Raw genomic sequence first — 26974 nt, 5'->3', positions numbered from 1 at the left:
AATTCATTCATTACAAACTGTTTTACAGGTTTAAAAATGCATTTTTACGCTTTCGCGAAAGCGTTATTAAAACATTATTCAGCATCTAAATCCATAAATCCATCATAGCGAATGCTTGTGCGCTGCACGCTGTTTACAGAAATCTGTACTTTCTTGGTATTAAAAAATTCTATAAATACCTCATAGGTTTCAGCATCTTGAGATATAGAAAATGTTATTTCTGTACGATCTGTTTTTTTGTCTTTGGTAATTTCAAAGGATTTTGGAATTCCAGAAAATTCCACACCATTTGATGAGTTGTAGCCACCGCCCATCCTGCGCTCGCCATAATACGGTAAATAAGCGCTCACGCTATCATTATGTATTTTGAGAAAGTTACCGTTACCCAGTAAATTGATGCGGCTGCCGCTGTTACCAGCCCCTAGCCCATTATTTACTGCTAGTTGGTTGAGCACATTACTTGCCAGTGGGTATGCCCAGGTTGCTGTAATATCAATCTGGCGATTGTCTATTAATTCTTGCACACGGCTTGCGGTTGCGAGCTCCTGCTGCGTCATGGGTTGCTTAGTTTTACACGCGATTGCGAGTATAAGAAACGGGATGATGATGATGATGATGATGTATTTTTTCATAGGGTGCAATTTTATTAGATAGTTAGCAAAAACTATTCCTTTGTGGGATGTTAACACGATGTTAGATTTTACATAAAACGACCATCGCTCGTAAGGCATTCCCGTACTTTTGCCAAATGCAAAAAACGAAAGGATCACAAATAGAATTTATCGCACTTATGGCGGCTTTAATGTCTGTCACCGCACTATCTATTGATGCCCTACTTCCAGCACTTGATATTATAGGTGTTGCTATACAGACCAAAACTCCAGCCGATAATCAGCTACTCATAAGCATGATTTTCTTAGGTCTAGGCCTGGGACCACTCGTCTTTGGACCACTAGCCGATGCTAAAGGTAGAAAATCTTCTGTTTACTTTGGGTTTACCGTCTTTATAATCGCTTCATTTTTATGTATGTACACACGTAGTTTTGAAGTAATGATATTAGGAAGGATATTACAGGGAATCGGACTTTCGGCGCCGCGTACGATCTGTATTGCGATTATAAGAGACCTTTATGAGGGCGACTACATGGCGCGTATTATGTCTTTTGTCACAGTAGTTTTTTTACTTGTTCCTATAATCGCTCCCGCTATGGGTAAAGTGATTCTGGATACCTGGAACTGGCAAGCGATTTTCTTAGTACAGGTAATAATAAGCCTCTTTGTAATGCTGTGGTTCTGGAGGCGCCAAAAGGAAACACTCAAACCAGCAAATAGAATTCCGTTTTCTATGAAGCGTATCTCAAAGGGATTCCGCGAAACCATAAAATACAAGCGTACCATGGGATTCACGATTATACAAGGCTTTATTGTTGGTTCGTTTATTGTGTACATTAGTGCTAGTCAGCAAATTTTCCAAAATCAATATGGTCTCGTAGATGAGTTTCCTTACATTTTTGCCGGACTTGCCTCGGCTATAGGCGCTGCTATCTTACTTAATGCCAACTTTGTCGTGCGTTTTGGGATGGAAAAAATAGTCACCGGTTCACTCATAGGTTTCCTTGCCGTGTCCTTATTATATCTAATTCTGTTTAACAATATACTACATCCTCCAGTGTATGTGCTTATAGGGTTCTTTGCAATGCAGTTTTTCTGTATTGGTTTTATGTTTGGAAATCTTAGAGCGCTAGCGATGGAGCCTGTAGGCCACATTGCTGGTATAGGAGCGGCAATCACGGGTCTTATCTCTACACTCATGGCGGTGCCCATCAGTACATTTATAGGTCGTTTTATTGAGGAAACCACGCTCCCACTCTTCATTGGTTTTTCTTCGTGTGCTGCAATATCACTCTGTATTCTATTCTGGATAAAGAAAAAGGCTCCAAGAATAGTTGTCTTGAAGCCTTAATATCATTGTAGTGGTTTTTAGTACGCTTTCGCGAAAGCGTAACTCCATAATTACTCGTTCCAAACCGCAGCTGCCTCTTCTCCAAGAAACTGTTGCATGTTAAACTCTTGATCACGTGCCTCAATATCTCTAGCGTAAAACATATCGCTATAGATAAAGCCAGCATCTTTTGCCATCGCAGCAGAAGCTCCGTAATAGATATTCTCAAATCGAGCCCATCTCGCTGCGCCTAAACACATCATGCAGGGAACGCAACTCGTATACAAATCACAATCTGAAAGATCTTTTGTACCCAGTGCTTTACAAGCTAGTTGAATACAACGTAACTCTGCATGCTGCGTAGGGTCTTGCGAACCTCCCACGAGATTATGACAAGCCGCAATGACCTGCCCTGAACGAACAATGACGGCGCCAAAAGCGCCGCCACCGTCTGTATCTTTACCTTCACGAGCTAGCGCAATGGCTTGCTTCATAAAAGATGATTGATAACTCATATTATTCATTTTCTACTAATAATATAGACTTAGCATTAACAAATTCTTTCATCCCGAATCCTCCATGCTCTCTACCATATCCAGAGTCTTTTACTCCTCCAAAAGGCATCATAGGCTGTGCAAGTCCGTAAGAGTTAATGAAAATCATCCCGGTATCAAAGTGCTCTTGAGCAAGTTTGATTGCAGCTTTTTCATCTTTTGAGAAAATTCCTCCTCCTAGACCAAAACGGCTATCATTTGCAATGCGCATTGCATCTTCATTATCCTTAGCTTTAATTAAAGAAGCCACTGGGCCGAAGAGTTCGTCATCATAAGCTGGTTGTCCAGGCTGTACGTTACTTAGTACTGTAGATGGGTAATAATAACCGCTTCCATCTGGTATTTCTCCTCCAGTTTCAATTTTTGCTCCTTTATCTACACTTTCTTTTACTTGGTCGCTTAGCAACTCCTGTAAATCTTTACGAGCAATAGGTCCGAGTTGTGTTCCATCTTCATTAGGATCTCCCATGACCACATCTTTCATTCCTTGTACGAAGCCTTCCTTAAATGCATCATACACTTTATCTACTACGATAAAACGTTTTGCAGCAATACAAGTCTCACCATTGTTTATGATTCTACCTTGTACACAGGCTTTTACAGCTTCTTCTACATCTGCATCGTCAAGTACGATGTATGCATCGTTACTTCCCAGCTCTAACACTGTTTTCTTAATAGATGCTCCTGCAGTTTTTGCTATGATTTTTCCTCCAGCAGAACTTCCTGTAAATGTAACGCCGCGTACTTTATCATTGCTTATCACCTTATCAGACTGTGCGTGATCTATCACAAGTACTTTAAATAATCCTTCTGGAACACCAGCTTTCAAGAGCATCTCCTCTATTAGTAAAGCACTTCCTGTTACATTCTGAGCGTGCTTTAATAAAATTCCGTTACCCGCAAGTAAGTTTGCAATGGCAACTCTAAGTGGTTGGTATGTTGGAAAATTCCAAGGCTGGATACTATATATAACACCTTCAGGAGAATAGGTAATAATTCCTTTACCACCATCCATTAATGTTCTTTCTATTGGTTGTAGTTCTTTAGTTCCGTTTTCGGCAGTATATTGAGTGATGGCAATACAAAGGTCAATCTCACTTTTTCCTTGCTCAATGGTTTTACCCATCTCATCGGTCATTAGTTGTACAAGTTGATTTTTATAATTTTTAAGTTGCTCTCCTATATTCTTTATTACAGTGGCTCTATCGTCAAGCGATTGCATTTTCCAATCATTAAAAGCGTCGTGACATTTGTCTATCGCTTCTGTAACCTGATCATCTGTAAAATATGTATACTCCTTAATTGATTGTTCGGTATGAGGATTTATGGTTCTAAAGCCTCCTTTAATTTCTCTTTCCATTGGTAATGTTTTTTTTGTTGTTGTAAAATTACGGGGAGACTACATGCTGAGAATGCACTTTAATAGTATTTAAGAGTTGTCTTTAGAGAAGTTTAACGAGTAAGGTATCATCTCTATAATAGGAAAAAGCCACTACCTTATATGTGGTAGTGGCTCTTTATCAAGGGGTTTATCTTAAAAAAACTTACAAGTATTATATAAGTCTTACTCATTATCTAAAGTAACGTCTCCATTACCTTTAATCTCAAATTCTTCTTTTGGAATGGTACGATTAAAGTTTGAAGATCTTCTGTGTGCATCTTGAAAATCTGCGTGCTTTTTGTTCTGTGTAGTATTCATAGCTTAATGTTTTTTTTGATAAAGGTATTTTAAAGCATCATAGCTAGTTGTTAATCAAAATGCTAATTCAGAGTTATTTAACGTTTTACACGTACACATATCACATGCATTTCTTAGAAATTAAATCCCATAAGAGCTACTAAGGATAGAAAATATCAAGGTAACTTTCTACAAGGTGATTATATTCTCACACTTCGAACATCAACTTCATTTATAGTGATTTAACTAAGTATAATGAATTAATATTTTCGCGAAAGCGGTACTACTACCCTACTTGGTATAGAGTGCTTTTCAGACTTTGGCACGCTACTTGTAATTACCTAATTGTGAACATCAATCCACACAATTAATTAAAAACGAACATTATGAAACATCTTGCATTATTATTTATAGGACTACTTACCTTCTCGGCAAGTACCTATGCAGCAGAAGAAGATACATCAATACGACGCGGTACCGTATATGACGGTAGCAAGTATATTTTTGTAGAAAACGGTATCGAATTTTCAGTATTTCCAGATGGAGAGTTTGATTTTTATATTCCACAGTATGTAGAAGGAGTAAGCCTCTCTGTAAACGCTGGGCCAGTAGGCATAAGCTTTAATACAGGTTTTGACTACGATCCATATGTACAGTACGATGAGTATGGAGCTGTGATACAAGTAGAAGACACTCCATTATATTATGATAATTTCGGGCGCCTTGCACAAGCTGGTGACGTACGTATCAACTATAGAAATAACAGAATATCTCGTGTAGGTGGACTACAGATTTATTACAACAATCGCGGACTATTTTCTCACTATACAGGCTTCATCAACGTGTATAACAGAAACTATGTGTTCCACCCATACCATAATTACTACTATAGACCTGTATTTAACAGATGTCTAGTGTTTAATACACCATATAGAAGATATTATAATCCAGTACGCTATAACTACGCATATCATAGAAACAATTATAGCAGAGGTTACAACCGTGGGTATGCAAATGCTCGCCGTGACTTTAGACGTCCAGATAGAGGTCGTGTAGCTCATAATAATGGTAGACGTGATAATGTAGATCGTAATAACGCTCGCTTTACAAGAGCAAACACAGGACGTGTTGCAAGTCGTGCAAATACTACTGCTTCAAGAAGAAATAACACCTCTGCACGTAGAACAACTGCAGCAAATACATCAAGTAGAAATGGTCGTGTGGCACAATCTACAAGCCGTAATGGTGCACAACGTGGTACTGCTACTACAACGTCAAGAAGAAGTACAAACAAGCGTGCTGTAATTTCTGGACGTAATGAAACACAACGAGGAAGACCTACAGCAACTACTACGCCTAGACAACGCCCATCTGTGTCATCTAGATCTGGCAATAGCGTACGTAAGAGTACTCCTAGAACAACAAGACCTACAACGCGTACTACAAACAGAAGCACTAAGTCTGTAGCAACAAATAGAGGAACACGCACACAGTCTAAAGCTGCACCTCGTACCTCACAAAAAAGAGCGGTAACTACTAAGAGTAGAAGCTCAAGTAAAGTAAACACTCAGCGATCTTCTTCTCGTAAGGCTGCACCACAGCGCACGAACAGAAGTTCAAATAGCAAGTCAAGTAGAAGTACGTCTACGAGATCTAGAAGAGGATGAGAATTAGATTTTTGGTTGGTTAGTTTGGTAGACCCTAGTTGCTATAAGCGCTAGGGTCTTCTTTTTTTTATAACTTAGCTACTATTAACCATAAGTATCTAAATATGAGAATTTTAAACGTATTACTCGTTCTGGTAGTGCTTACTACCAGTTGTAAAAAGAAAAAGAAATCTAACACCACCACTAGTCCGCCCATTACATCTACGAGCAACAGACCCAGTGATAGTAATAGAGAAGCTGCCATCTTACGGCTTGTAAATGACTACCGAGACAGTCTTGGTATCTCTACTTTGAGAACCACTACTCTATCTCAAGCCCAAGCCCTTGATCACACTAACTATATGGTAGACAAGCGACTTATGAGTCATGATAACTTCTTTAAACGCAGTGACTACTTGAAATATAAAGGAGCGACCTCTGTGAGCGAGAATGTAGGTAAGGGTTATCTCACAGCACAAGGAGTTGTAAAAGGTTGGCTTAAGAGTATTAAACATAAAGCAGCTATAGAAAGTAATGCCACACACACTAGTATAGCATCTATACAAGATGCAAATGGTATATGGTACGACACACAGCTCTTTATTAACTTTTGAGATTTTTACGCTTTCGCGAAAATGGGAACATTCAATTTCAGTATCTTAGGATCTTCAAAAACCATAATAACCAATGATTAGATCCATTACCATTACCGCATGTTTACTAGCGATGTTTTCGTGTCAAGAAACAAAGAAAAAAGAAGTTGAACCACCTAAAGAAATGACGGAGGCTGAAGTACTTGCAAAAGCAAAAGAAATACACAGTAACGTGATGACACTAGACACGCATTGCGATATAAACGTAGATAATTTTACAGATACTGTAAACTATACTCAAAATCTTGCTTCACAGGTAAACTTACCTAAAATGCAAGAAGGTGGTCTAGACGTGCCGTGGTTTGTAGTGTATACAGGTCAAGGAGAGCTTAACGAAGAAGGTTACAAAGCAGCTTATGAGAATGCAATGTCAAAATTTGATGCCATTCATAAACTCTGTGAAGAGATAGCTCCAGACCAAATCCAGCTAGCAACTACTTCACAAGAAGCAAGAGATATCTGGAAATCTGGTAAAAAAGTAGCCATGATCGGTATAGAAAATGGATATCCAGTAGGCACAGATGTTTCTAATGTAGAGAAGTTCTATAATCTAGGAGGTCGTTATATGTCTCTAGCGCATAATGGGCATAGCCAGCTAAGTGATAGTAACACCGGTGAAGCAGATGATGTTTGGCTTCACAATGGACTAAGTGACTTAGGAAAAGAAGTTATTGCAGAGATGAACCGTGTTGGGATGATGATAGATGTATCGCATCCTAGTAAGGAAGCAATGCGCCAGATGATTGAAATGAGCGAGACGCCTATTATAGCTTCTCACTCTTCGGCAAGAGCATTATGTAATCATAGCCGTAATCTTGATGATGAGCAATTGCAATGGATGCAAGATAATGGCGGTGTCGTGCAAACAGTCGCTTTTAAAAGCTACTTAAACACAGAAAAAAACGACGCATACCAAGCCGAAGCAAATCAAGTAATAAAAAACATCGCAGATTCTCTTGGAGTTACATGGCTTGATCGCTCGGCAGCGAGAGCGCTACCAGAAGCCGAAAGAAAAGCGTATTACGAAACGTATACAAACGTACTACTGCCTGCACATAAGAAGAAACTGGCAGAACGCACAGACCTTCCTCCTGCGGTAGATGTGACAGACTTTATAGATCACATAGACTACCTAGTAGAAAAGATAGGAATTGATCACGTAGGTATCTCATCAGACTTTGATGGCGGTGGCGGTGTAAAAGGCTGGAGCGATGCATCAGAAACTATGAATGTTACTATAGAGCTTGTCCGTCGTGGTTATACACAAGAAGAAATCGACCAACTATGGAGTGGTAATTTACTACGTGTTCTTGATGAAGTACAAGCATATGCCGCAGAGCAGAAAAGCTAATTTCTAAGTATAGAAAATAACAATTTTAAAAATGAAAAAGCCCAGAAGTTTACACTTCTGGGCTCTTTTTATAAGTTTTCTATGGTAACTAAATGAATAGATTACATATCTCGCTCTCTACAAATCTGGTTAACTCTAAGCTTTAACTTGCGCTCGTAATCTTCTTGTAACCAATCTCTATAGTTTTTAGTATTATTCATAATGCTGTATGAATATAAACGCACACGGTAAGCGATATCATCTTTTAACTTACGTGCAAGAATTCTCGCATCAAAAACATCTTCACTATTTTCAATAACCATTTCTGCGTGTTGCTCGATGGCATTTTCTAATGCTGTTTTTGCTTTAAGTCCTTCTTTAATTACACGTTTGTATTCTTTCTTGATATCAAAATAAACATTCTTAGTATTTGCAAATTCCTTACGTAAATCTGGAGGCATCACATAAGTAAAGTTGCGCTCTATCTCCTCATCTGCAATTAGGTTTTCAAGATAGAAATCTGGGTATGCAAAAATCTCTTTCCAGTCTATTGGTGCTTCCCAAAGCCCAAAACGCGCTGCGTTATTTCCTAAATCAAGTACCTTAAATGTAGTTTTACCTGGAGCAATACGCGATCCACGACCTATCATCTGGAAGTATAAGGTAAGTGACTTTGTTGCTCTGTTTAAGATAATAGTATCTACTGTAGGTTCATCAAAACCAGTAGTAAGAATACTTACAGAAGTAAGTATTGCATCTGGAGTATTTTTAAACCAGTCCAAGATTTCTGTTCGCTCCTTAGCACTGTGGGTATTATCAAGGTGGCGTATGTCATAGCCTGCCATTTTAAACGTCTCATAGACGTAGCGAGAGGTATTTATACCATTATTAAAGATAAGCGTCTTCTTCCCTTTAGATTGATCCTCATAAGCGCTTAACAGCTTTTGCTGCATGATGGTATCTGTGTACAGAATGTCTGAAGACTTCACTGTATAATCACCATTAATACCAAGCTTAAGCGAACTCAACCCAACATTGTAGCTTATTGTTTTTGCTTTAGATAAGAATCCTCTCTTTATCAAAGCTGGTATGCTCTCCCCTATTAAAAGTTCGCTATAGTTGTCCTTCATAGGCAACTTAATGTTAGAACTCAAGGGAGTCGCTGTTACCCCAAGAATAAAAGCCTTTTCAAAGTAGCTGAAGAGTTTTCTAAAAGAGTTATAATGCGCCTCATCAATAATAACAAGACCCACATCATCCATATTCATCTGCTCCTCTTGTAATCTGTTAGTAAGCGTTTCTACCATTGCCACATAACACATGTAGTCTTCACTATCATCTAGTGTCTTAACATCACTGCTTATGATCATATTAGGAACCATAAATTCAGTAAGCATTCTCGAGGTTTGATTAGAAAGCTCAATACGGTGCGTGAGGATTACAACTTTCTTATTTGCCCTTTTTATATAGTTACGAACTATCTCAGAGAAAATAACCGTTTTTCCACCACCAGTAGGCAGTTGATACAACAAGTTATAATCTTCCGATGTACGATCCATTACGCTAAAAACAGCCTCAAGATCCTTGAGTTGGTAATCGTATAATTCTTTTTCTGGAGTTTCTTTTTCTTGAATAGCGTCGCTCAAAAGTGTAGGTTTCTTCGGTTAAAAGTCAATCTTGCAAAACTAAGGGATTTTTATGCTTTTGCGAAAGCGTACCGCAAGAATTCTTGACACAATTTTAAAAATTATGTCGAATTTCAGATAAATGAATGAAAGTGAATGTCTTTATGATGGATCTGCTGCTTCATCAAACAAAGCTGCATTAGGCCACTTTCCATCCTCGGCTAGAGAAACTATGCCTTCTATTCGTTCGCCAAGATCCTCTAATAAATGATGATATGTAACATACTGCAAGAGCTCCTTAAATGAATTGAGCATACTTTTATAAAACGCGTCTGGCTGCCCAGGGTTAGACTGCTCAAAAGTCTGTGCTATTTCAATATTAAAAATCATCACATCAGAAAGCAACAGCGGGTTCATACCTAAAGTTTTAAAGTGCTTGATATACTTCTGTGCAATAGAACGTCTTTTTCTAGGGCGTTTACGTCTTGTGGGAAAATACTCGTTACTTATTTTAATTTTTGCCTCGTCTACGAGTTTGTCTTCTTTAGGGTTAAAAACAAAGTCATAATAGGTCTTAACCTCAGGTATACGCTCATAAAGCTCCATAATTTGCTCTTGAAGCTCTGCATTGCTTAATGTAGAAATTTGCTTTTTTAACGCCCGTTTACTCATTGCTAATTGATTACTTATTGCGAATTTATAATAAAAAATAGTCGTAAAAAGCGAATCAAAAACCTATTTTTGCAACAATACCAACTTCATATATAAATCATCATTTTACAATGAATACACTTCAAGATAGTAAAGCCGTAAACTTGATCAAAAAACTCATAGGAGATGTAGCTCAAAACGGAATTATAACAAATACAGTGGTTGAAGACCTTAAAGCACTTCGCCCACATACTATTACAGAGCAACTACCTTTATTAGCCAAAGCTACACGCCTTGCCGCTGAACACATAGAGGAAACAGGAACTTTTGCAATTCCTATCCCGGCAGATGATGATATTGAAGATGAAAATGAAGAAATTATTGCAGCTGCAGATCCTGCCGAAAGCACTCCGGAAGAAAGCTTACACTACTTCTTTTGCTTAATAAGAGATGTAGATAAAAAAACAAATGAAGACGAATTACGTGAATACGTAAAGGCGTTAAGAGAGTACTAGTATACAATTACTCTTTATCTATATCATAAAAAAGCCACTCGATTGAGTGGCTTTTTTTTATAACAAAATATTGTAGTTCAAATTGTAATTGAGAAGACTATTCAAATTTCTTCTCAATACTTTGCCCTATTGCAGTACTTTTCAAAACGTACGTATATAGCCACATTAAGGTAAAAGAAGGAATGATGTCTAATCCAGGTACAACCTCTTCTACAAAGGTGATTACACCCCCTACTTTTCCCGCAGCGCCTTTATACATTCTTGTCATAAGCCATGCAGATAATGGTGCCCAGACCACGTCTGACATATCTCCTATTACCGGGAATACCCAACTCGAGGTAATTATCCCTAAGACGTCTATAAGAAGTCCAATTAATAAAAGCTTGTATTTATTTGTTTGATTATCCATAAGTATATTAAATATAATACTTTAAGCTAATCAAATAACATTCCAAAATTATTAATCTAAATTAGAGGAAATCAATTTGAGAAACTCATTACGAGTTTCTTGCTTTTCAAATTGTCCTCTAAAACCAGAAGTCGTCGTTGTGGAGTTTTGTTTTTGCACACCTCTCATCATCATACACATATGAGACGCTTCAATCACAACAGCAACACCTTTAGGGTTTAATGTGGAGTTAATGCACTCTAAGATATCATGTGTAAGTCTTTCCTGTACTTGTAGTCTTCTTGAAAAAACGTCAACTATACGTGGTAATTTACTTAATCCTACAATATGTCCATTAGGTATGTATGCAATATGAGCTTTACCAAAGAATGGTAGCATGTGATGTTCACATAATGAATAGAGCTCTATATTCTTTACGATAACCATATCATCATAATCCTCTTTAAACATAGCGCCTTTAAGTATAGCACTTGGATCCATCTCATATCCTGAGGTAAGGAATTGCATTGCTTTTGCGGCTCTTTCAGGTGTCTTTAAAATACCTTCTCTGTCGGTGTCTTCTCCTAATTTTTTTATAATTGACGTAAAATTATCTTTTATTTCGTCTGTAACTTCAATGTTGTATTCTTCAAAGCTTCTGTATGGCATGAGTGCAATTTATTTTTTTTGTTTAATCAAATATACTATTTATTAAACATTTTTATTTCTCTATTTAACTTTTTATTTGGAGTTTTCTTAGAATCTCACGGTTAGATTTGTCGAGCAAACCAAACACATGTCATGCGCATTTTTCTATTGGGAATTTTCTCCCTTGTTTTATTACCCTCATTATCAGTACACGGTCAGCAAACGAAAACGCTCAATGCAGAGCGTATAAGCACGCCGCCTAAAATAGATGGGGTACTTGATGATGCCGTATGGAAATCGCTGGCAACTTATGATGATTTTAACATGTTTGAGCCTGGAAATGTAGGAACAATAGATGAAGATCAGCGTACAGAGATTAAAATGGCTTACGATGATAAGGCAGTTTACATAGCAGCTTATTTATTTGATCCGGACCCAGAAAGTATTCCTAGTCAGTTCAGTCAGCGAGATCAGGTATTTGCCCAAGCGGATCACTTTGTAGTTGCATTAAACACCTATAATGACGGGATTAATGAAACTCGATTTTATGTGACCAGTGCAGGAACCATAGGTGATCAACGTATAACACAAAATAACAGAGATTTTGGATTTAATGTAGTGTTCGAGTGTAAAGTTTCAAGAGATGATAAAGGGTGGTATGCAGAGTATCGTATTCCTTATAATGCACTGCGGTTTCCAGAGGTTACTGTTCAAGACTGGAGTGTAAATTTCTATAGAAGATTAGTAAAAAAGAATGAAACGCATACATGGAATTTTATAGAACGTGGTGTTGGTAGAGACACACAATACAATGGAACCGTAACAGGTGTGCGCGATATTGATCCCCCTGTAAGACTTACTTTATTTCCATTTGCTCAAACATCTACTAATTTCTTTGATGGGAATAATGAGACCAACTTTGCCGGAGGTCTTGATATAAAATACGGTCTTACAGACAGTTTTACACTTGATGCACAATTAATTCCAGATTTCGGTCAGGTAGCTTTTGATAATGTAGAGCTTAACCTAGGTCCTTTTGAGCAAACCTTTGGGGAGAATAGAGCATTCTTTACAGAAGGAATAGATTTATTTAATAAGGGAAGAATCTTCTTCTCAAGACGTATAGGTGGTGCACCCACTAATAGCCCAGAGCTCTTAAGTACAGAAGAAGTGATAACTTCACCTTCTACCGTAAAGCTTGCAAATTCTGTCAAGATTTCTGGTCGTACAAAAGGAGGTTTAGGTATTGGTTTTTTGAATTCTATAGGTCAAGAGACATTTGCAACCATAGAAAACACAATTACCACAGAAGTAAATGGAACAACAGTTATTGAAAAAACTAGACGTGACGAAGTGATAGAACCTCTTACTAATTACAATGTTTTTGTTTTAGATCAACAGTTTAATCAAAACTCTTCCGTGTCTCTTATTAATACTAATGTAACTAGAAGTGGCAGTAAATTTAGAAATGCAAATGTAACAGGAGGTGTGTTTGACCTAGCAGATAAGGGAAATAACTTTAGAGCCTCTGGGCGCGCAATCTTTAGCAATGTAAGAGAAGCAGGAGAAACTACTAGCGGTTTTTTATCAGAATTTGATTTTAGGAAAATAAAAGGCAACTGGCGATACCGTTTTGGACATGACTTTGCAGATACCAAACTCAATATAAATGATCTTGGTTTAAATTTTAGAAACAATTTTAACAATTTTGCAGTGGGTGGTTCATATGAGTTAATACAGCCTAGAGGTAAATTCAACAGATATCGCTTTGATCTTACCGCAAGACATAGAAGGCTATACGAGCCAAGCATAAAAACTAGAAACAGTATACGCTTTGATTCTTTCTTCTCAACTACAGAACGCTTAGCTTTTGGAATCGACATGAGTCTTAACGGAAAAGAGCAAGATTATTTTGAACCCAGAGTAGACGGAAGATTTGTAACCTTTGAGTCTAACCTAGGGAGCAGTGGCTTTATCTCAACCGACTTTAGAAAGAAATTTGCATTTGATTTAAGAGGCTCTATACGTTCTTGGTTTGGCAATCAAGACCAATTTAATCACAGTATTAATTTCTCGCCTCGTTATAGGTTTTCAGATAAACTACTTGTTATTTTATCATCAAATTACTCAAGCAGAAAAAACAACTTTGGATGGGTAGATAATACAGATACAGAGGTATACTTGGGTCTTAGAGATGTTAAATCCTTGGAAAATAGAGTTAATGTAAATTATAATTTTGACCCATACAAGGCGCTTAATTTGAGTTTACGTAATTTTTGGGCGGTTTCAGACCACAGTAGTAATATATATTACTTACTTAACAATGATGGATCGAGATCTCAAATAGATAACTACGATACCACCGTACAGCGTGATCCTAATGCAAATTTCAATATCTGGAACCTCGACGTGAGCTATCGCTGGCGTTTTGCTCCAGGAAGCGAAGCATCATTACTATACCGCCATCAAATTTCGAACTTTGATGAGCAATCTACTTTAGATTATGGCCAGAGTCTTGGTAACTTGTTTGATGAACCTCTTAATCATACATTATCACTTAGAGTCACTTACTTTATAGATTATAATAATGTAAAAGGCATCTTTAAAAAGACCGCCTAGTCCGTTGGTAAAAAGCAGGTATTATAGTACTTTCACAGTCAATATTGTATTATGGTAAAGGCAGAACATATATCAAAAACTTTTGGAAACCTACAAGTTCTTAAAGACGTTGCTTTAAATGTAAAAAAGGGTGAAGTGGTTTCTATTGTTGGTCAAAGTGGCGCAGGTAAAACTACACTACTACAGATTCTAGGCACTCTAGACATGCCTGATAACAATGCCCAAACACAACTTACCATTAACGGAAAATCATTAACAGGGCTTAAATCTAAGTTGCTAAGTGCTTTCCGTAATGAGCATATTGGGTTTATATTTCAGTTTCATCAACTACTTCCAGAGTTTACAGCTATAGAAAATGTGTGTATTCCTGCATTTATTGCCAAAAAAGATAAGGCACCCACAGAGGCTCGTGCAAAGGAGCTTCTTGACTTCTTAGGGCTGTCCCATCGCTATAATCACAAACCTAATGAGCTATCTGGAGGAGAGCAACAACGAGTAGCAGTAGCTAGAGCACTTATAAACAATCCAGCACTCATTCTGGCAGATGAGCCTTCCGGTAACCTCGATACAGAAAGTGCAGATCATCTACATAAACTATTTTTTAGATTACGAGATGAGTTTAATCAAACGCTTATTATTGTTACTCATAATGAAGAGCTAGCAGATATGGCAGACCGTAAGCTTGTAATGAAAGATGGCGAGTTTGTAACTAGTTAATTTAGTACGCTTTCGCGAAAGCGCACCACACCCCTACTACATAAAACATAGTAATACATGAATAAAAAGGATCTTAAAATATTCTTGGACGAAAAAGCAATTCAATATGAGAATGGCGATTTTATTCCACACGATCCTATACAAATCCCTCACCAATTTGAACTAAAAGAAGATATCGAGATTGCCGCTTTCTTAACAGCTACTATTGCCTGGGGCAATCGCAAGAGTATCATAACGAATGCTACAAAAATGATGGATATCATGGGGAATGCACCTTATGATTTTATCTTAAACTACGATCCAGAACAAGCGCACCTTTTTGATGGGTTTGTACATCGCACTTTTAATAGCGGAGATTTAGAGACATTTATAAGAGCATTACAGCACATTTACCTCAATCATGGCGGTCTAGAAAATGCTTTTAAGAAGGGAATCAAAAGTGAAGGCCTACAACCCGCTATTTCAAATTTTAAGAAATTATTTTTTGAGGTCGAACATTTACCAAGAACACAAAAGCATGTGAGTGACCCACTCAAGAACTCTGCTGCAAAACGTATCAACATGTTTTTGAGATGGATGGTACGTGATGCAAATGCGGGAGTAGATTTTGGAATATGGAACACTATTTCCCCTAGTTTACTTTCATGCCCATTAGATGTCCATACAAGTAATGTAGCTAGAAAACTTAAACTGCTTAAGAGAAAGCAAAACGACGGAAAAACATTGCAGGAGCTAGATAAAGCGCTAAGAAAAATGGATCCTAATGATCCTGTTAAATATGATTTTGCATTGTTTGGATTAGGAGCCTTCGAGAAGTTTTAATTATTCTCGATGCACTATAGGTATTATTTATATAGAATATGATTAGCTATATTTTAGAAAGACTATTTTTGATTAAAATTACACTGTGATAGCACCTCAAAAGCCAATTAACGAAAGTAAACGACTAGAAGTATTAAAGTCATATGAACTTCTTGACACGCTTCCAGAAGATGCTTATGACACGATAACAAAGCTTGCTTCTCACATCTGTAATACACCAATATCACTAGTTACATTGCTTGATGCAGATCGTAATTTTTTGAAATCAAGACGTGGTATTGATATGTCTGAATCTCCTAGAGATATCTCTTTTTGTGGTCACGCTATTCTCACAGAAGATCCTATTTTTATAGTAGAAGATGCCCGCCTAGATAAACGTTTTCAAGATAATCCGCTGGTAAAAGATTTTAAAGCTATTTTTTATGCAGGTGTTCCTTTACGCACAAGTGATGGTTATGCGCTAGGTACTTTATGTGTTTATGATCACAAACCAAGAACACTATCCTTAGAAGAACAAGATGCTTTAAGAGGTCTTGCAAAGCAAACAGTATTATTGTTTGAGGCTCGCAAACGTAATATAGACCTTGCAGCCTCAGAAAATGAAACTGCACAACGTAATGATCGTTTAGAAGATTTTGCTCGATTAGTAGCTCATGATCTTAAGTCCCCACTTGCAAGTATAGAAGGTTTACTCAATCTCTTGAAAGAAGATTATCTGGATAGCAATGATGAAGATTTTGCACTATACCTAAAGCATCTAGATACTTCGACAAAGTCTATGAGAGGTTATATAGATGGGCTTCTGGACTATTATAGAGCAGATACATTACTGGCAACAAAAGAGAATACTACACTTTTTAAACTAGTTAAAAATGTAGCAGATTTACATAAGTCTAGTGATGTCGCTATTAACGTTACAGATGATATCAAGTTAGCATCTGTTTCTACAATCGCTATTGACCAGATAATATCAAATCTCGTTGATAATGCTACGAAATACAATGACAAGGATACACCCACCATCCAAATAAGTGCAACGGAATCTAAAGACTACTACACTATATCCGTAAAAGATAATGGTACCGGAATTCCAGAAGACAAACAAGACATTATTTTTGACCTATTTAAAACTACAGGAACTAAAGATCGTAATGGCAAACAAGGTTCTGGAATGGGACTGGCAACCGTGCGTAAACTGGTAGAAGGATTGGGTGGTACTATTAGTGTTTCTTCTGTGGTAGGTGAAGGGAGTATTTTCACTTTTACCATTAGGCGATAAAGTCCGTTTTAAGTATTTTTGAATAAACCTAAAATCGCACATGCAGTTTAGACATCCAGAACTCCTTTATGCACTGTTCTTACTGCTTATCCCTATTCTCGTTCACTTATTTCAACTTCGTAAGTTTAAGACAGAAGTGTTTACAAATGTTGCCTTTCTTCAAAAGCTCAACATTCAAACTCGTAAGAGTAATTCCATAAAGAAATGGCTCGTGTTATTGTCTCGTATGGCTGCAATTGCTGCAATTGTGCTAGCATTTGCTCAACCATTTATCACACAATCAGATAGCGCAACCCGAGAAAAGGAAACTATCATTTATTTGGATAACTCATTCAGTATGCAAGCAAAGGGTTCTTCTGGACAATTGCTACGCACGGCCACCCAAGATATTATTACTAATATTCCCGAGGATCAAACCTTCACTTTAATTACAAATACAGATACGTATAGAAATACCTCTATAAAAAACATGCGTAACGAGTTGCTACAACTACCATATGCAGCATCACAGTTATCTGAAACTGCCATAACACTCAGAGCTCAGAAAGAATTTTCTAGAGACCAATCAAAAGATAAGAGGCTCATTATGATTTCTGATTTTCAAGATAATGGGGAGACGTATCAGCTACAGACTGATGGTATAGAAAAGCATTATGTGCAGCTCCAGCCAGTTATAAAAAACAATGTAAGTATAGACTCCGTTTTTATATCAAAAAGAAAAGCAGGAAGTATTGGCCTCACTGTAGCACTTTCAGCAGGTGAAAAGAAAGATATTAATACAGCCGTTTCTCTATACAACGGTGAACAATTATTGGCTAAGGGAACAGCATCTTTTGATAGCAAATTAACAACTACCGTAGTTTTTGATATAGATACAAAGGAAGAAATCGCAGGTCGTATCGTGATTGAAGATCCACTACTCGCTTTTGACAACACCATGTTTTTTAGCATTAATAAAAGTCAGCCCATAAAAGTACTCGCAATAAATGGTGCAAACTCAGATTATTTGTCACGTATTTTTACGGCTCCAGAGTTTGAGTATAAAAGCATAAACATTAAGAACCTTGATTATAGCAGCATACCAGAGTTTAATTACATTGTTGTAAATCAAGTTTCAGAAATAGGCGTATCTCTTAGTGGTGCTTTGAACGCTTTCGCGAAAGCGGGAGGAATTACCACCATTATTTTAGATTCAAATGCAGATGCCGCCAGTTATAACAATGCGTTAAGAGATCTAGGAAATTTTGAAATCTCAAAAAGTGAAACTACCAAGCGATTAGTAACCACCATCAACTATGACCATCCTGTTTATAAAGATGTGTTTGATGCAAGAATAAAAAACTTTCAATATCCGTCTGTTTCAAAATCCTTTGCTTTACAAGGTGGAGATGCGTTACTTCGTTTTGAAGATGGAAGTCCTTTCTTATCATATGCTTCAAATTTCTTTGTAATCTCTGGAGGTATAGATGTAGCAAATTCAAACCTCCAAAGTTCGCCCCTCATAGTTCCTACTTTTTACAATATGTCGCGACAGAGCTTGCAGTTACCACGATTATATATGCCTATAGGTAAAAACACAACATATGACATACCTGTCGCGCTTCAAGAAGATGATATTTTGAGTTTGGAAGACATGTTAGACCCCTCAAATACACTTATTCCTCTGCAACAATCTAAAGAAAATAAAGTGCAAATTACAACAAGCGACTCGCCATCTAAAGCAAGTATTTATAATATTAAGCTATCAGATAATACAGTACAGCAAGTCAGTTATAATTACAGTCGTAGTGAAAGCACCTTACGATATGCTGCATTAAACACGGGTGTTACAGATCATTATAACAGCTCTGTAGAAGATCTTTTTGACGAATTCAAAACAGCAGATAGTGTCAAATCACTTTGGAAATGGTTTGTTATTTTTGCCTTGTTATTCCTAGTACTAGAAATCTTGATTTTAAAATTCTATAAATGAAAGCACTCATAAAGAACGCCATAATTGTAGACAGTGATAGCCCACATCACGGTAGTACAAAAGATGTAAGAATTAAGGATGGCCTCATTATAGAAATAGGAGAACATCTAGAAAATACAAAAGGAGAGACGCTTATAGAGCGCGATAATCTCCATTTATCACAAGGTTGGTTTGATAGTAGCGTGAGTATGGGGCAACCAGGATTTGAGGAGCGAGAAACTATAGATCACGGCTTACAAGTTGCGGCATTAAGTGGCTTTACAGCGGTAGCACTCAACCCAAACACCTACCCTATTATTGACACTAGCTCTGATGTTACTTTTGTAAAGAAAATGGCAGAAGGACATGCTACATCTCTTTTTCCTATAGGCGCGCTTACGCGAAATAGTGAAAGCGTAGACTTAGCAGAATTATACGATATGCAGCAATCCGGAGCTGTCGCTTTTGGTGATTATCAACAACCTATCGCAAATCCTAATTTGCTTAAAATTGCACTGCAATACACGCAAGGATTCAACGGACTTGTTTTATCATTTCCCCAAGAGCAGAAAATTGCAGGGAAAGGAATGGTAAATGAAGGAGAAATAAGCACTCGAGTAGGTCTTAAAGGAATTCCCGCTATAGCCGAAAGTCTTCAAGTAGCAAGAGATTTACACATACTAGAATATGCTGGAGGAAGCCTTCATATTCCTACAATTTCCACAAAGGCAAGTGTGGAACTTATAAAACAAGCTAAAACGAAAGGATTAGACGTTACTTGCAGTGTTGCAATACATAACTTGTACCTACTAGATACAGTTATAGATGATTTTGACACGCGTTATAAAGTATTACCACCACTAAGAAATCAAGAGCATATAGACGCACTGATAGAAGGTGTAAAAGATGGTACTATTGATATGGTGACCAGTGATCATAATCCGCTAGATGTTGAGCGCAAGCACGTAGAGTTTGATAATGCTATGTATGGCGCTATATCCCAAGAAGCTACATTTAAAGCGCTACTTACCATTGTGAGCGAGAAGCGTGCCGTAACACTACTTACTGCCGGTAGACGTAGATTTATAGGTACAAGTAATTCGATACAAGAAAATAGCCCAGCAGATATCACCTTATTTACACCAAAAGGAAGTTCCACATTTACTAAAGAACACATCAAATCAACTTCAAATAATGCCATATTCCTCAATCAAAAGATGAAGGGAGATGTGTATGGAATTATTGCAAATAACCAACTAGTACTTAACTAATGGATGAAAACACCGTTTTTGAAGGAAAAACAGCTGCAGTTTTGAGCTACATTACCTTCGTAGGATTAATTATAGCCTATTTCATGAATAGCGAATCAAAAAATGAGTTTGCCGCTTTTCACCTTAGACAGTCATTAGGGTTAACCTTGAGCTACTTCTTAGTAATGATGCCGCTCAGTTACCTAGACATACCTATGGCATCTATAGGATTTCTAGTACTATTTTTTGTACTGTGGCTTTTTGGAATTATTTCTGCTTTTCAAGCAAAACGCCAACTTGTACCTTTAGTAGGTGCGTTTTACCAAAACGTTTTCGGCGGAAACAACTAGTACTGCTTCGAGCTAAAAACAATTATACATCAGGACATTACTTGCCTTGTAATGTCTACTATTTCAATTATATGTTATTAGAATATATCACACGTAAACCATCACAACCTTCTACTGGGAAGTCTCCATTAATAATTCTCCTTCATGGTTATGGAAGTAATGAAGAAGACCTTTTTAGCTTTGCAGAAGAAATTCCTGAAGAGTATTTCATAGTGTCTGCAAAGGCTCCTATTGCGATGCAACCTTATGGAAATGCGTGGTATCATATCACTATAGATGGAGATGGTGTAAAATCTTCAGATAATGAAGGTGCTCGTGAGTCTAGAGATATCATCGCACGATTTATAGATGAGATTGTAGCGGAGTACGATGTAGACAAGCACAATGTAACCTTGCTAGGGTTTAGCCAGGGAACGATATTGAGCTACGCAGTAGCACTCACCTACCCAGAAAAGGTTAAAAATGTTATAGGTCTGAGTGGCTATATCAATGAAGAGATTATAGATTTAAAAAGTAATCCATCATATGCACATCTTAATATTTATAACTCACACGGAACTGTAGACCAAGTAATACCTATAGATGCTGCGCGCAAAACACCTGGCTATCTCAAAAATATAGGGATTGAATCCACACTAAGTGAGTTTCCTGTAGGTCACGGAGTTCATCCTACTAACTTCTATGAGTTTAAGGAGTGGCTACAAAGTAAATAGAGACATAAAAAAAACAGGCGTAAAGCCTGTTTTTTTTATGTCTAATCGTGATGTAAAATCACATGAATATAATCACTTAATTAGGATATACTAAACTCTCCACGGTTTTATAATCTACCGTGCCATCCTCATTTACAAAATACTCAACCAGCATTTCTCCCCATTTCTTACCATCAGAAAAGTCGGCGATGATCCAGCGATGGTTTAAAATCTGTACTTTATTAATTTGGAAAGGTCTTCCGTCACCTACAAATGTGATAAGCTCATTACCTTGAGCTGTATTTTTTGCATATAATCCATCTTCTATAGCTGGTTTAATCTCAGTTATATCAAGATCATCATTATCAAAATATTCCTTTGCATTGTCATTACCTAACAGCGTAAAGTATTCCACATTTGCAAGGCGTTCTTGATACATTCCTGCAATAGAATCTTTGTCTGCTAGTTTTACTTCTAATTTTTCAATTTGTCTTGCTTGATATTCTAACCCCTTGCTACTGTTGATATATTGAAAAATAATATACAATGCTGCAAAAAGGAATAAGTATAAAAAAATATTACGTCTCATAAATTATGTAGTTAAGGTAAGTCCGTCATATGCTAGAAAGACATTTTTGGGTAATTTTTGTTCGGCTTCTGCGTGAAAACCAAGATGATGACTTATGTGCGTAAGATAAGTGCGTTTAGGTTTGATTTTTGCCACGAGATCAAGCGCTTCCTCTACATTAAGATGTGTATAATGCGCTTCTTCCCTCAAGCAATTTAACACGAGAATATCTAATCCTTGTAATTTTTCAATCTCCTCATCTGCAATAGTCTTAACATCTGTGAGATACGCAATATCTTGAAAACGATATCCAAAGACTTGCAATGATCCATGATATGCCTCAATAGGCAGCACTTCGATATTACCTAATGTAATAGATACACCATTTACAACTTCTTTTGAAGCTACACTAGGTGCTCCTGGGTATCTATTTTCTGTCGTAAAAATGTAATCAAAACGTTCGGCAAGAGTTTTCAATACTCGTTTATGAGCATAAATAGGCATATCACCTTGTCTAAAAACAAAAGGTCTTATGTCATCCAGTCCAGCGACGTGATCAGCATGTTCGTGCGTTAATAATATACCATGTAAAGGTGCAGGATCACCTGCAGTAGTACGCTTTCGCGAAAGCGTATTCAACATTTGTTGTCTAAAATCTGGACCACAATCTATTACATAATTATAATCTTCCCATTCTATTAGAACAGAAACACGTAATCTTTTATCCCTAGCATCTGTGCTTAAACACACGGGATGTGTGCTTCCTATTAAAGGAATTCCTTGTGATGTGCCAGTACCGAGAAAGGTGATTTTCACTAATGTTTGAGAAAATAATGCGCTTATCACGCCGTTAATTGTGTAACAAAAATACAGTTATTTTTTTGGCTACTACAACCTTTTAGTATCTTTGAGTGACCATTAATTAATGGATAAAAACACACTATGGCTGTTAAAATTTTAGGAGACAAAGACTTTGAAAAAGTACCTCCTCTCAAGAATAAGGTACTTCGCGTAAATCTAAACGCAAACATATATGGAACTTTTGCCGAAATAGGTGCAGGACAAGAAACGGTTCGTCATTTTTTTAGAGCAGGTGGTGCAAGTGGTACCATAGCAAAGGCAATGAGTGCATATGATAAAGACTTCTCTGATGCTATTTATGGTGTGGAAGATGATGGTAGATATGTTACAGAAAAGCGTCTTAAGAAAATGCTTTCTCATGAGATGAAACTCATTGAAGATCGTATTTCACGTTACAAGCAGCCAGATAAAATCTTCTTTACTTACGCAAATACGGTAGCTACCATAGATTTTGCAAAGAAATATAAAGGTCACGGATGGGTTGGAATTAGATTCCAGATTACTCCAGAAGGGGAATTTAACGAGATTATACTACACGTTCGTTTTCATGAAAATGATGCTCGTTTACAACAGCTTACCCTAGGAACATTAGGTGTAAACCTAATTTATGGTGCTTTTTATAAGCATGATAACCCTAAGAACTTACTTCGCTATCTTTATGATCACATCGATCAAGATCAGATAGAGATTGATACTATAAACTTCTCTGGACCTCAATTTGAGCACGTAGATAACCGCTTAATGAGTTTACAGCTTGTTAAAAACGGAATGACAGAGGCCGTAATGTTTGACGCCAAAGGAAATAACATCCTTCCAGCAGCATTACTATATAAGAAAAACGTACTTGCACTGCGCGGTAGTTTCCGTCCTGTAACTAAGGTAAACATGGATATGTTTGAAAAAGCATATAAAATGTTTGTAGAGGCAAATCGTGTAAACGAGAAAAAGACAGAAGCTATTTTTGAAATCACACTATCTAACCTTCGCGCCGAAGGTGATATTGATGAGGAAGATTTCATGGCAAGAGCTCGATTACTAGGTTCTCTTGGACAGACTGTAATGATCTCAAACTTTAAAGAATATTACCGCGTTGTTGAATATTTCTCAAACTATACTAAGGAACGAATGGGTCTGGTAATGGGTGTAAATAATCTTATTGACATATTTGATACTAGCTACTACCGTCATTTAAGTGGAGGTATTCTCGAAGCATTTGGAAAATTATTCTTTAAAGATCTTAAGGTATTCTTATACCCTATGAAAGATCCAAAAACAGGAGAATATACTAATAGCGATAATCTAAAAGTACATCCACGTATGAAAGAACTGTATAAGTTCTTTAAACTCAATGGAAAAGTACTTGACATTGAAAATTACGACCCAGAAATCACAGATATCTTCTCTAGAGAAGTTTTAAGAATGATTTCTGACGGTGAAAAAGGTTGGGAAGGTATGCTTCCAGAAGGAGTTGCAGAGCTTATTAAGTCTCGTAATCTTTTTGGGTATCAATCTCAAGCACTTCTAGAAGCCAAAAAATAATGAATGTGATTAATTACATAGCTGGTATCTCTTTGCTATTTCTTGTATCCGCTTGCGGAGGTAAGATTACTACAAGCGACATAAAAGGAGAAACCTGGCAACTTGTTGAGATGACTGCCGGTATGGTACCACCATCCGATCAAGAAGCTGAGCTTTCTATAAGCCAGACTTATGTTTTTACTCCAGAAATGACATTTAAAAAGCAGCAAACTAAAGATGCGTCTACTATAGAAGCCTCTGGAACATACACTACAAAAGAAACTAGTGAAGGTATTTTTTATTCATTAAAATACACAGAAGGTTTGCAAATAGTAGGCAGTTGTACTGGAAATGATAATGAAGAGTTGCTACTACGTAAGGATGGAAAATTACAGAATAGTTGGATGATGTGCGACGGACCATTACTGGTTTATGAAAAGCAATAATTACATAAATTCTTATATAACAAAAGGCGATACATTAAATATATCGCCCTTTGTACTATTACTAAGTTCACAAAACTATGCGTCGAGTAATTGTGCAGCGTGATCTTTTGTTTTTACTTTTTGTATTACATCACTTACTACTCCTTCTTCATCTACCTTGAACGTCATACGGTGAATACCGTCATATTCTTTTCCCATAAATTTCTTAAGTCCCCAAACACCAAACGCGTTGATTACCGTTTTGTCCTCATCTGCTAGCAGCTGGAAAGGAAACTCATATTTGGTTGCAAAATTCTTTTGCCGTTTTTGAGAATCTGCGCTCACTCCTAGTAAATGATATCCTTGCGCCTGTAATTCCTTATAATTATCCCTTAAATTACAAGCCTCTGCAGTACAACCTGGAGTACTTGCTTTTGGATAAAAGAAAACGATAAGTTTCTTGCCTTTAAAACTCGCAAGTGTAACTTCGTTTCCGTCTTGATCGATTGTTGTAAAATCTGGGACTTTATCGCCCACTTTTAATGTATTCATCTGTGTTTGGTTTTGGCTAATTAGGAATTCTCATCCATCATTGGCACTAGTTAATTATCTTTACATAGCAATTCTATGCTTTCGCGAAAGCGTAAACTATCACATCTAGTGAAAGCATGGAATTATAAAGTTACGAGTTCTCGCAATTACAATAAAGGAATACGTTTAAGCTTTATGGATTACACCATAAAGAATAATTATGCACACCATATGACTAAACAAGAAAAGGTAGACTTCACGATAAAAACATTACAAGAATTATATCCTCAGATACCTATTCCATTAGATCACAAAGATCCGTATACACTTCTTATTGCCGTTTTGATGAGTGCTCAGAGCACAGATGTTAGGGTTAATCAAATCACTCCCCTCCTATTTGAAGTGGCAGATAATCCTTATGACATGATTAAACTTACGGTTGAAGATATTAGAGATATCATAAAACCAGTAGGACTCTCACCTATGAAGGCAAAAGGAATTCATGGCTTATCACATATGCTTATAGATAAGTATAATGGTGTGGTGCCTGCCAGCATTGAGAAACTTACAGAGTTTCCTGCGGTGGGTCATAAGACGGCAAGTGTTGTGGTGTCTCAAGCTTTTGGAATACCAGCATTTCCTGTAGATACGCACATACATAGATTAATGTATCGCTGGGGCTTCACAAATGGTAAAAATGTGGAACAAACAGAAAAAGACGCAAAGCGTTTATTTCCAGAGCATGTATGGAATGATCTTCACTTACAAATTATATGGTATGGTCGCCAGTACTCACCAGCACGAGGCTGGGATCTAGAAAAAGATATCATTACAAAAACCATAGGTCGCAAGACAGTGATAGCCGGCTATGAGAAAATGATGGCAAAAAGGAGAAAAAAATAAAACCTCGATGACTGGTCGAGGTTTTATCAAAGTTTAGTTGATGAATGCTTCAAACTTCATCGATTTATAATGCATAACACTTAAAGCCTTAGAAAAATTCAAGAGAAAATCTACGGTCTCTTGTTTCGGTTCAAATTGGTTCGTCTTATTATGACCTGACGAGGGTGTAGTGTAAGTTTTTGCCATGCGGTTTTTGTTTGATTCTTATCAAGAACGCAAAAATGCACCGCATATTATATTAATCTGTTAGAATTATATTATTGGTATCAATTACTTTTCTCATATTGATAAGTGCATAACGCATTCTACCTAGAGCAGTATTGATACTCACGCCTGTGCGTTCTGAGATTTCTTTAAAGCTCATCTCTTGATAAATACGCATTTTAAGTACTTCTTTTTGATCTTCTGGAAGTTCTTCTATAATACGTTTAACGTCTTTATTTACTTGATCACGCACCATTTGCTTCTCAGCATTAAGGCTATTATCACTTAACACAGAAAATATAGAAAACTCACCTGCGTTATCAAACTTAGGCATCCTATTATTACGACGGAAGTGGTCTATCACCAGGTTGTGCGCAATACGCATCGTCCATGGTAAAAATTTACCTTCCTCATTATACTTGCCCTTCTTGAGCGTCTTGATAACTTTAATAAAAGTGTCTTGAAAAATATCTTCAGAGATATCACGATCGTACACCTTAGAGTATATAAAACTATATATACGTTGCTTATGTCTCGCAATGAGCATAGCTAGTGATTGTTCGTCTCCTTTGATGTAATTGCTAACGAGCGTAGCATCGTCTATTAATACACTTTTCATAAGTACTACTTTGTAGGTTAAAATTGCAAGGGGGA

28 protein-coding genes are annotated in these 26974 nt (G+C 37.1%); 16 read left to right on the top strand and 12 right to left on the bottom strand.

The window, feature by feature from the left end:
- Positions 1 to 74: 74 nt before the first annotated feature.
- Complete coding sequence (locus JM84_RS09920; protein ID WP_013752144.1) at positions 75 to 632, bottom strand: DUF4251 domain-containing protein; 558 nt, start codon at positions 630 to 632, stop codon at positions 75 to 77.
- 116 nt (positions 633 to 748) lie between these two features.
- On the opposite strand from JM84_RS09920, the gene JM84_RS09915 reads away from it, so the two are divergent.
- The gene (locus JM84_RS09915; protein ID WP_013752145.1) at positions 749 to 1963 is read left to right on the top strand and encodes a multidrug effflux MFS transporter; all 1215 of its coding nucleotides are present in this window, start codon (positions 749 to 751) and stop codon (positions 1961 to 1963) included.
- Positions 1964 to 2013: 50 nt separating this feature from the next.
- Here JM84_RS09915 and JM84_RS09910 read toward each other — a convergent pair whose 3' ends face one another.
- The 3 genes from JM84_RS09910 to JM84_RS15465 all read right to left on the bottom strand — a co-directional run bounded on the left by JM84_RS09910 (position 2014) and on the right by JM84_RS15465 (position 4195).
- Entirely contained in the window at positions 2014 to 2457 is a 444-nt protein-coding gene (locus tag JM84_RS09910) for a nucleoside deaminase (RefSeq protein WP_013752146.1), read from the bottom strand.
- 1 nt (position 2458) lies between these two features.
- Entirely contained in the window at positions 2459 to 3856 is a 1398-nt protein-coding gene (locus JM84_RS09905) for an NAD-dependent succinate-semialdehyde dehydrogenase (protein ID WP_013752147.1), read from the bottom strand.
- Between the two features lie 204 nt (positions 3857 to 4060).
- Positions 4061 to 4195: a hypothetical protein gene (locus JM84_RS15465; RefSeq protein ID WP_013752148.1), complete on the bottom strand. Its 135-nt coding sequence runs from the start codon at positions 4193 to 4195 to the stop codon at positions 4061 to 4063.
- 365 nt (positions 4196 to 4560) lie between these two features.
- Here JM84_RS15465 and JM84_RS09900 point away from each other — a divergent pair, with 365 nt between their 5' ends.
- The 3 genes from JM84_RS09900 (at position 4561) to JM84_RS09890 (ending at position 7824) form a co-directional block, all read left to right on the top strand.
- Entirely contained in the window at positions 4561 to 5841 is a 1281-nt protein-coding gene (locus JM84_RS09900; RefSeq protein WP_144784066.1) for a hypothetical protein, read from the top strand.
- A gap of 104 nt (positions 5842 to 5945) precedes the next feature.
- Positions 5946 to 6434, top strand: coding sequence for a CAP domain-containing protein (locus JM84_RS09895; protein ID WP_144784064.1), 489 nt, complete (start codon positions 5946 to 5948; stop codon positions 6432 to 6434).
- A gap of 73 nt (positions 6435 to 6507) precedes the next feature.
- Positions 6508 to 7824, top strand: a complete 1317-nt coding sequence (locus JM84_RS09890) for a dipeptidase (protein WP_144784062.1) — start codon at positions 6508 to 6510, stop codon at positions 7822 to 7824.
- 101 nt (positions 7825 to 7925) lie between these two features.
- Here JM84_RS09890 and JM84_RS09885 read toward each other — a convergent pair whose 3' ends face one another.
- Complete coding sequence (locus tag JM84_RS09885; protein WP_013752152.1) at positions 7926 to 9449, bottom strand: DEAD/DEAH box helicase; 1524 nt, start codon at positions 9447 to 9449, stop codon at positions 7926 to 7928.
- A gap of 141 nt (positions 9450 to 9590) precedes the next feature.
- Positions 9591 to 10100 carry a DUF6155 family protein gene (locus JM84_RS09880; protein ID WP_144784060.1) on the bottom strand — a complete coding sequence of 170 codons (510 nt, stop codon included), beginning with the start codon at positions 10098 to 10100 and terminating at the stop codon, positions 9591 to 9593.
- Between the two features lie 110 nt (positions 10101 to 10210).
- Here JM84_RS09880 and JM84_RS09875 point away from each other — a divergent pair, with 110 nt between their 5' ends.
- Positions 10211 to 10594, top strand: coding sequence for a hypothetical protein (locus JM84_RS09875; protein ID WP_013752154.1), 384 nt, complete (start codon positions 10211 to 10213; stop codon positions 10592 to 10594).
- Positions 10595 to 10691: 97 nt separating this feature from the next.
- On the opposite strand, the gene JM84_RS09870 is transcribed toward JM84_RS09875, so the two are convergent.
- Both JM84_RS09870 and folE read right to left on the bottom strand, forming a co-directional pair.
- Positions 10692 to 11003 carry a hypothetical protein gene (locus JM84_RS09870; RefSeq protein ID WP_144784058.1) on the bottom strand — a complete coding sequence of 104 codons (312 nt, stop codon included), beginning with the start codon at positions 11001 to 11003 and terminating at the stop codon, positions 10692 to 10694.
- Between the two features lie 51 nt (positions 11004 to 11054).
- The gene (folE, locus tag JM84_RS09865) at positions 11055 to 11651 is read right to left on the bottom strand and encodes a GTP cyclohydrolase I FolE (protein WP_013752156.1); all 597 of its coding nucleotides are present in this window, start codon (positions 11649 to 11651) and stop codon (positions 11055 to 11057) included.
- A 132-nt stretch (positions 11652 to 11783) separates the two neighbouring features.
- Between folE and JM84_RS09860 the strand changes: the two genes are divergently transcribed.
- From JM84_RS09860 to JM84_RS09825, 8 genes are all read left to right on the top strand, one after another.
- Positions 11784 to 14249, top strand: coding sequence for a DUF5916 domain-containing protein (locus JM84_RS09860; RefSeq protein ID WP_144784056.1), 2466 nt, complete (start codon positions 11784 to 11786; stop codon positions 14247 to 14249).
- 51 nt (positions 14250 to 14300) lie between these two features.
- A complete protein-coding gene (locus JM84_RS09855) occupies positions 14301 to 14966 on the top strand; it encodes an ABC transporter ATP-binding protein (protein ID WP_144784055.1) in 666 nt (221 codons plus the stop codon).
- Positions 14967 to 15023: 57 nt separating this feature from the next.
- Positions 15024 to 15788 (top strand): TIGR02757 family protein, encoded by a 765-nt coding sequence (locus JM84_RS09850; RefSeq protein ID WP_144784053.1) that lies wholly within the window; start codon positions 15024 to 15026, stop codon positions 15786 to 15788.
- Positions 15789 to 15873: 85 nt separating this feature from the next.
- Entirely contained in the window at positions 15874 to 17067 is a 1194-nt protein-coding gene (locus tag JM84_RS09845; protein ID WP_144784051.1) for a sensor histidine kinase, read from the top strand.
- 40 nt (positions 17068 to 17107) lie between these two features.
- Positions 17108 to 19039 carry a BatA domain-containing protein gene (locus JM84_RS09840; protein ID WP_144784049.1) on the top strand — a complete coding sequence of 644 codons (1932 nt, stop codon included), beginning with the start codon at positions 17108 to 17110 and terminating at the stop codon, positions 19037 to 19039.
- Positions 19036 to 20289, top strand: a complete 1254-nt coding sequence (locus JM84_RS09835; protein WP_144784047.1) for a dihydroorotase — start codon at positions 19036 to 19038, stop codon at positions 20287 to 20289. The genes JM84_RS09840 and JM84_RS09835 overlap by 4 nt, the downstream gene beginning before the upstream one ends.
- Positions 20289 to 20618 (top strand): DUF4870 domain-containing protein, encoded by a 330-nt coding sequence (locus JM84_RS09830; RefSeq protein ID WP_144784045.1) that lies wholly within the window; start codon positions 20289 to 20291, stop codon positions 20616 to 20618. The genes JM84_RS09835 and JM84_RS09830 overlap by 1 nt, the downstream gene beginning before the upstream one ends.
- A gap of 71 nt (positions 20619 to 20689) precedes the next feature.
- A complete protein-coding gene (locus JM84_RS09825; RefSeq protein ID WP_144784043.1) occupies positions 20690 to 21331 on the top strand; it encodes an alpha/beta hydrolase in 642 nt (213 codons plus the stop codon).
- Between the two features lie 76 nt (positions 21332 to 21407).
- Here the strand turns inward: JM84_RS09825 and JM84_RS09820 are convergent, their stop codons facing one another.
- Both JM84_RS09820 and JM84_RS09815 read right to left on the bottom strand, forming a co-directional pair.
- Positions 21408 to 21899, bottom strand: a complete 492-nt coding sequence (locus JM84_RS09820) for a hydrolase (protein ID WP_144784041.1) — start codon at positions 21897 to 21899, stop codon at positions 21408 to 21410.
- A 3-nt stretch (positions 21900 to 21902) separates the two neighbouring features.
- Positions 21903 to 22694: an MBL fold metallo-hydrolase gene (locus tag JM84_RS09815; RefSeq protein WP_144784039.1), complete on the bottom strand. Its 792-nt coding sequence runs from the start codon at positions 22692 to 22694 to the stop codon at positions 21903 to 21905.
- A gap of 126 nt (positions 22695 to 22820) precedes the next feature.
- Here JM84_RS09815 and JM84_RS09810 point away from each other — a divergent pair, with 126 nt between their 5' ends.
- Together JM84_RS09810 and JM84_RS09805 are read left to right on the top strand one after the other, a co-directional pair.
- Positions 22821 to 24278, top strand: coding sequence for a TonB-dependent receptor (locus JM84_RS09810; protein ID WP_144784037.1), 1458 nt, complete (start codon positions 22821 to 22823; stop codon positions 24276 to 24278).
- A gap of 5 nt (positions 24279 to 24283) precedes the next feature.
- Positions 24284 to 24703, top strand: coding sequence for a hypothetical protein (locus tag JM84_RS09805; protein ID WP_144784035.1), 420 nt, complete (start codon positions 24284 to 24286; stop codon positions 24701 to 24703).
- Positions 24704 to 24778: 75 nt separating this feature from the next.
- Here JM84_RS09805 and bcp read toward each other — a convergent pair whose 3' ends face one another.
- The gene (gene bcp, locus JM84_RS09800; RefSeq protein WP_144784033.1) at positions 24779 to 25234 is read right to left on the bottom strand and encodes a thioredoxin-dependent thiol peroxidase; all 456 of its coding nucleotides are present in this window, start codon (positions 25232 to 25234) and stop codon (positions 24779 to 24781) included.
- A gap of 210 nt (positions 25235 to 25444) precedes the next feature.
- Here bcp and nth point away from each other — a divergent pair, with 210 nt between their 5' ends.
- The gene (nth, locus tag JM84_RS09795; protein ID WP_144785181.1) at positions 25445 to 26116 is read left to right on the top strand and encodes an endonuclease III domain-containing protein; all 672 of its coding nucleotides are present in this window, start codon (positions 25445 to 25447) and stop codon (positions 26114 to 26116) included.
- Between the two features lie 238 nt (positions 26117 to 26354).
- Here the strand turns inward: nth and JM84_RS09790 are convergent, their stop codons facing one another.
- Positions 26355 to 26939, bottom strand: a complete 585-nt coding sequence (locus JM84_RS09790; RefSeq protein WP_108878876.1) for an RNA polymerase sigma factor — start codon at positions 26937 to 26939, stop codon at positions 26355 to 26357.
- Positions 26940 to 26974 lie beyond the last annotated feature (35 nt).

Source organism: Dokdonia sp. Hel_I_63, assembly GCF_007827285.1.
Lineage (GTDB): Bacteria > Bacteroidota > Bacteroidia > Flavobacteriales > Flavobacteriaceae > Dokdonia.
Note: the sequence above shows the minus strand (reverse complement) of the source record. Positions and strands in the feature narration are given on the sequence as shown.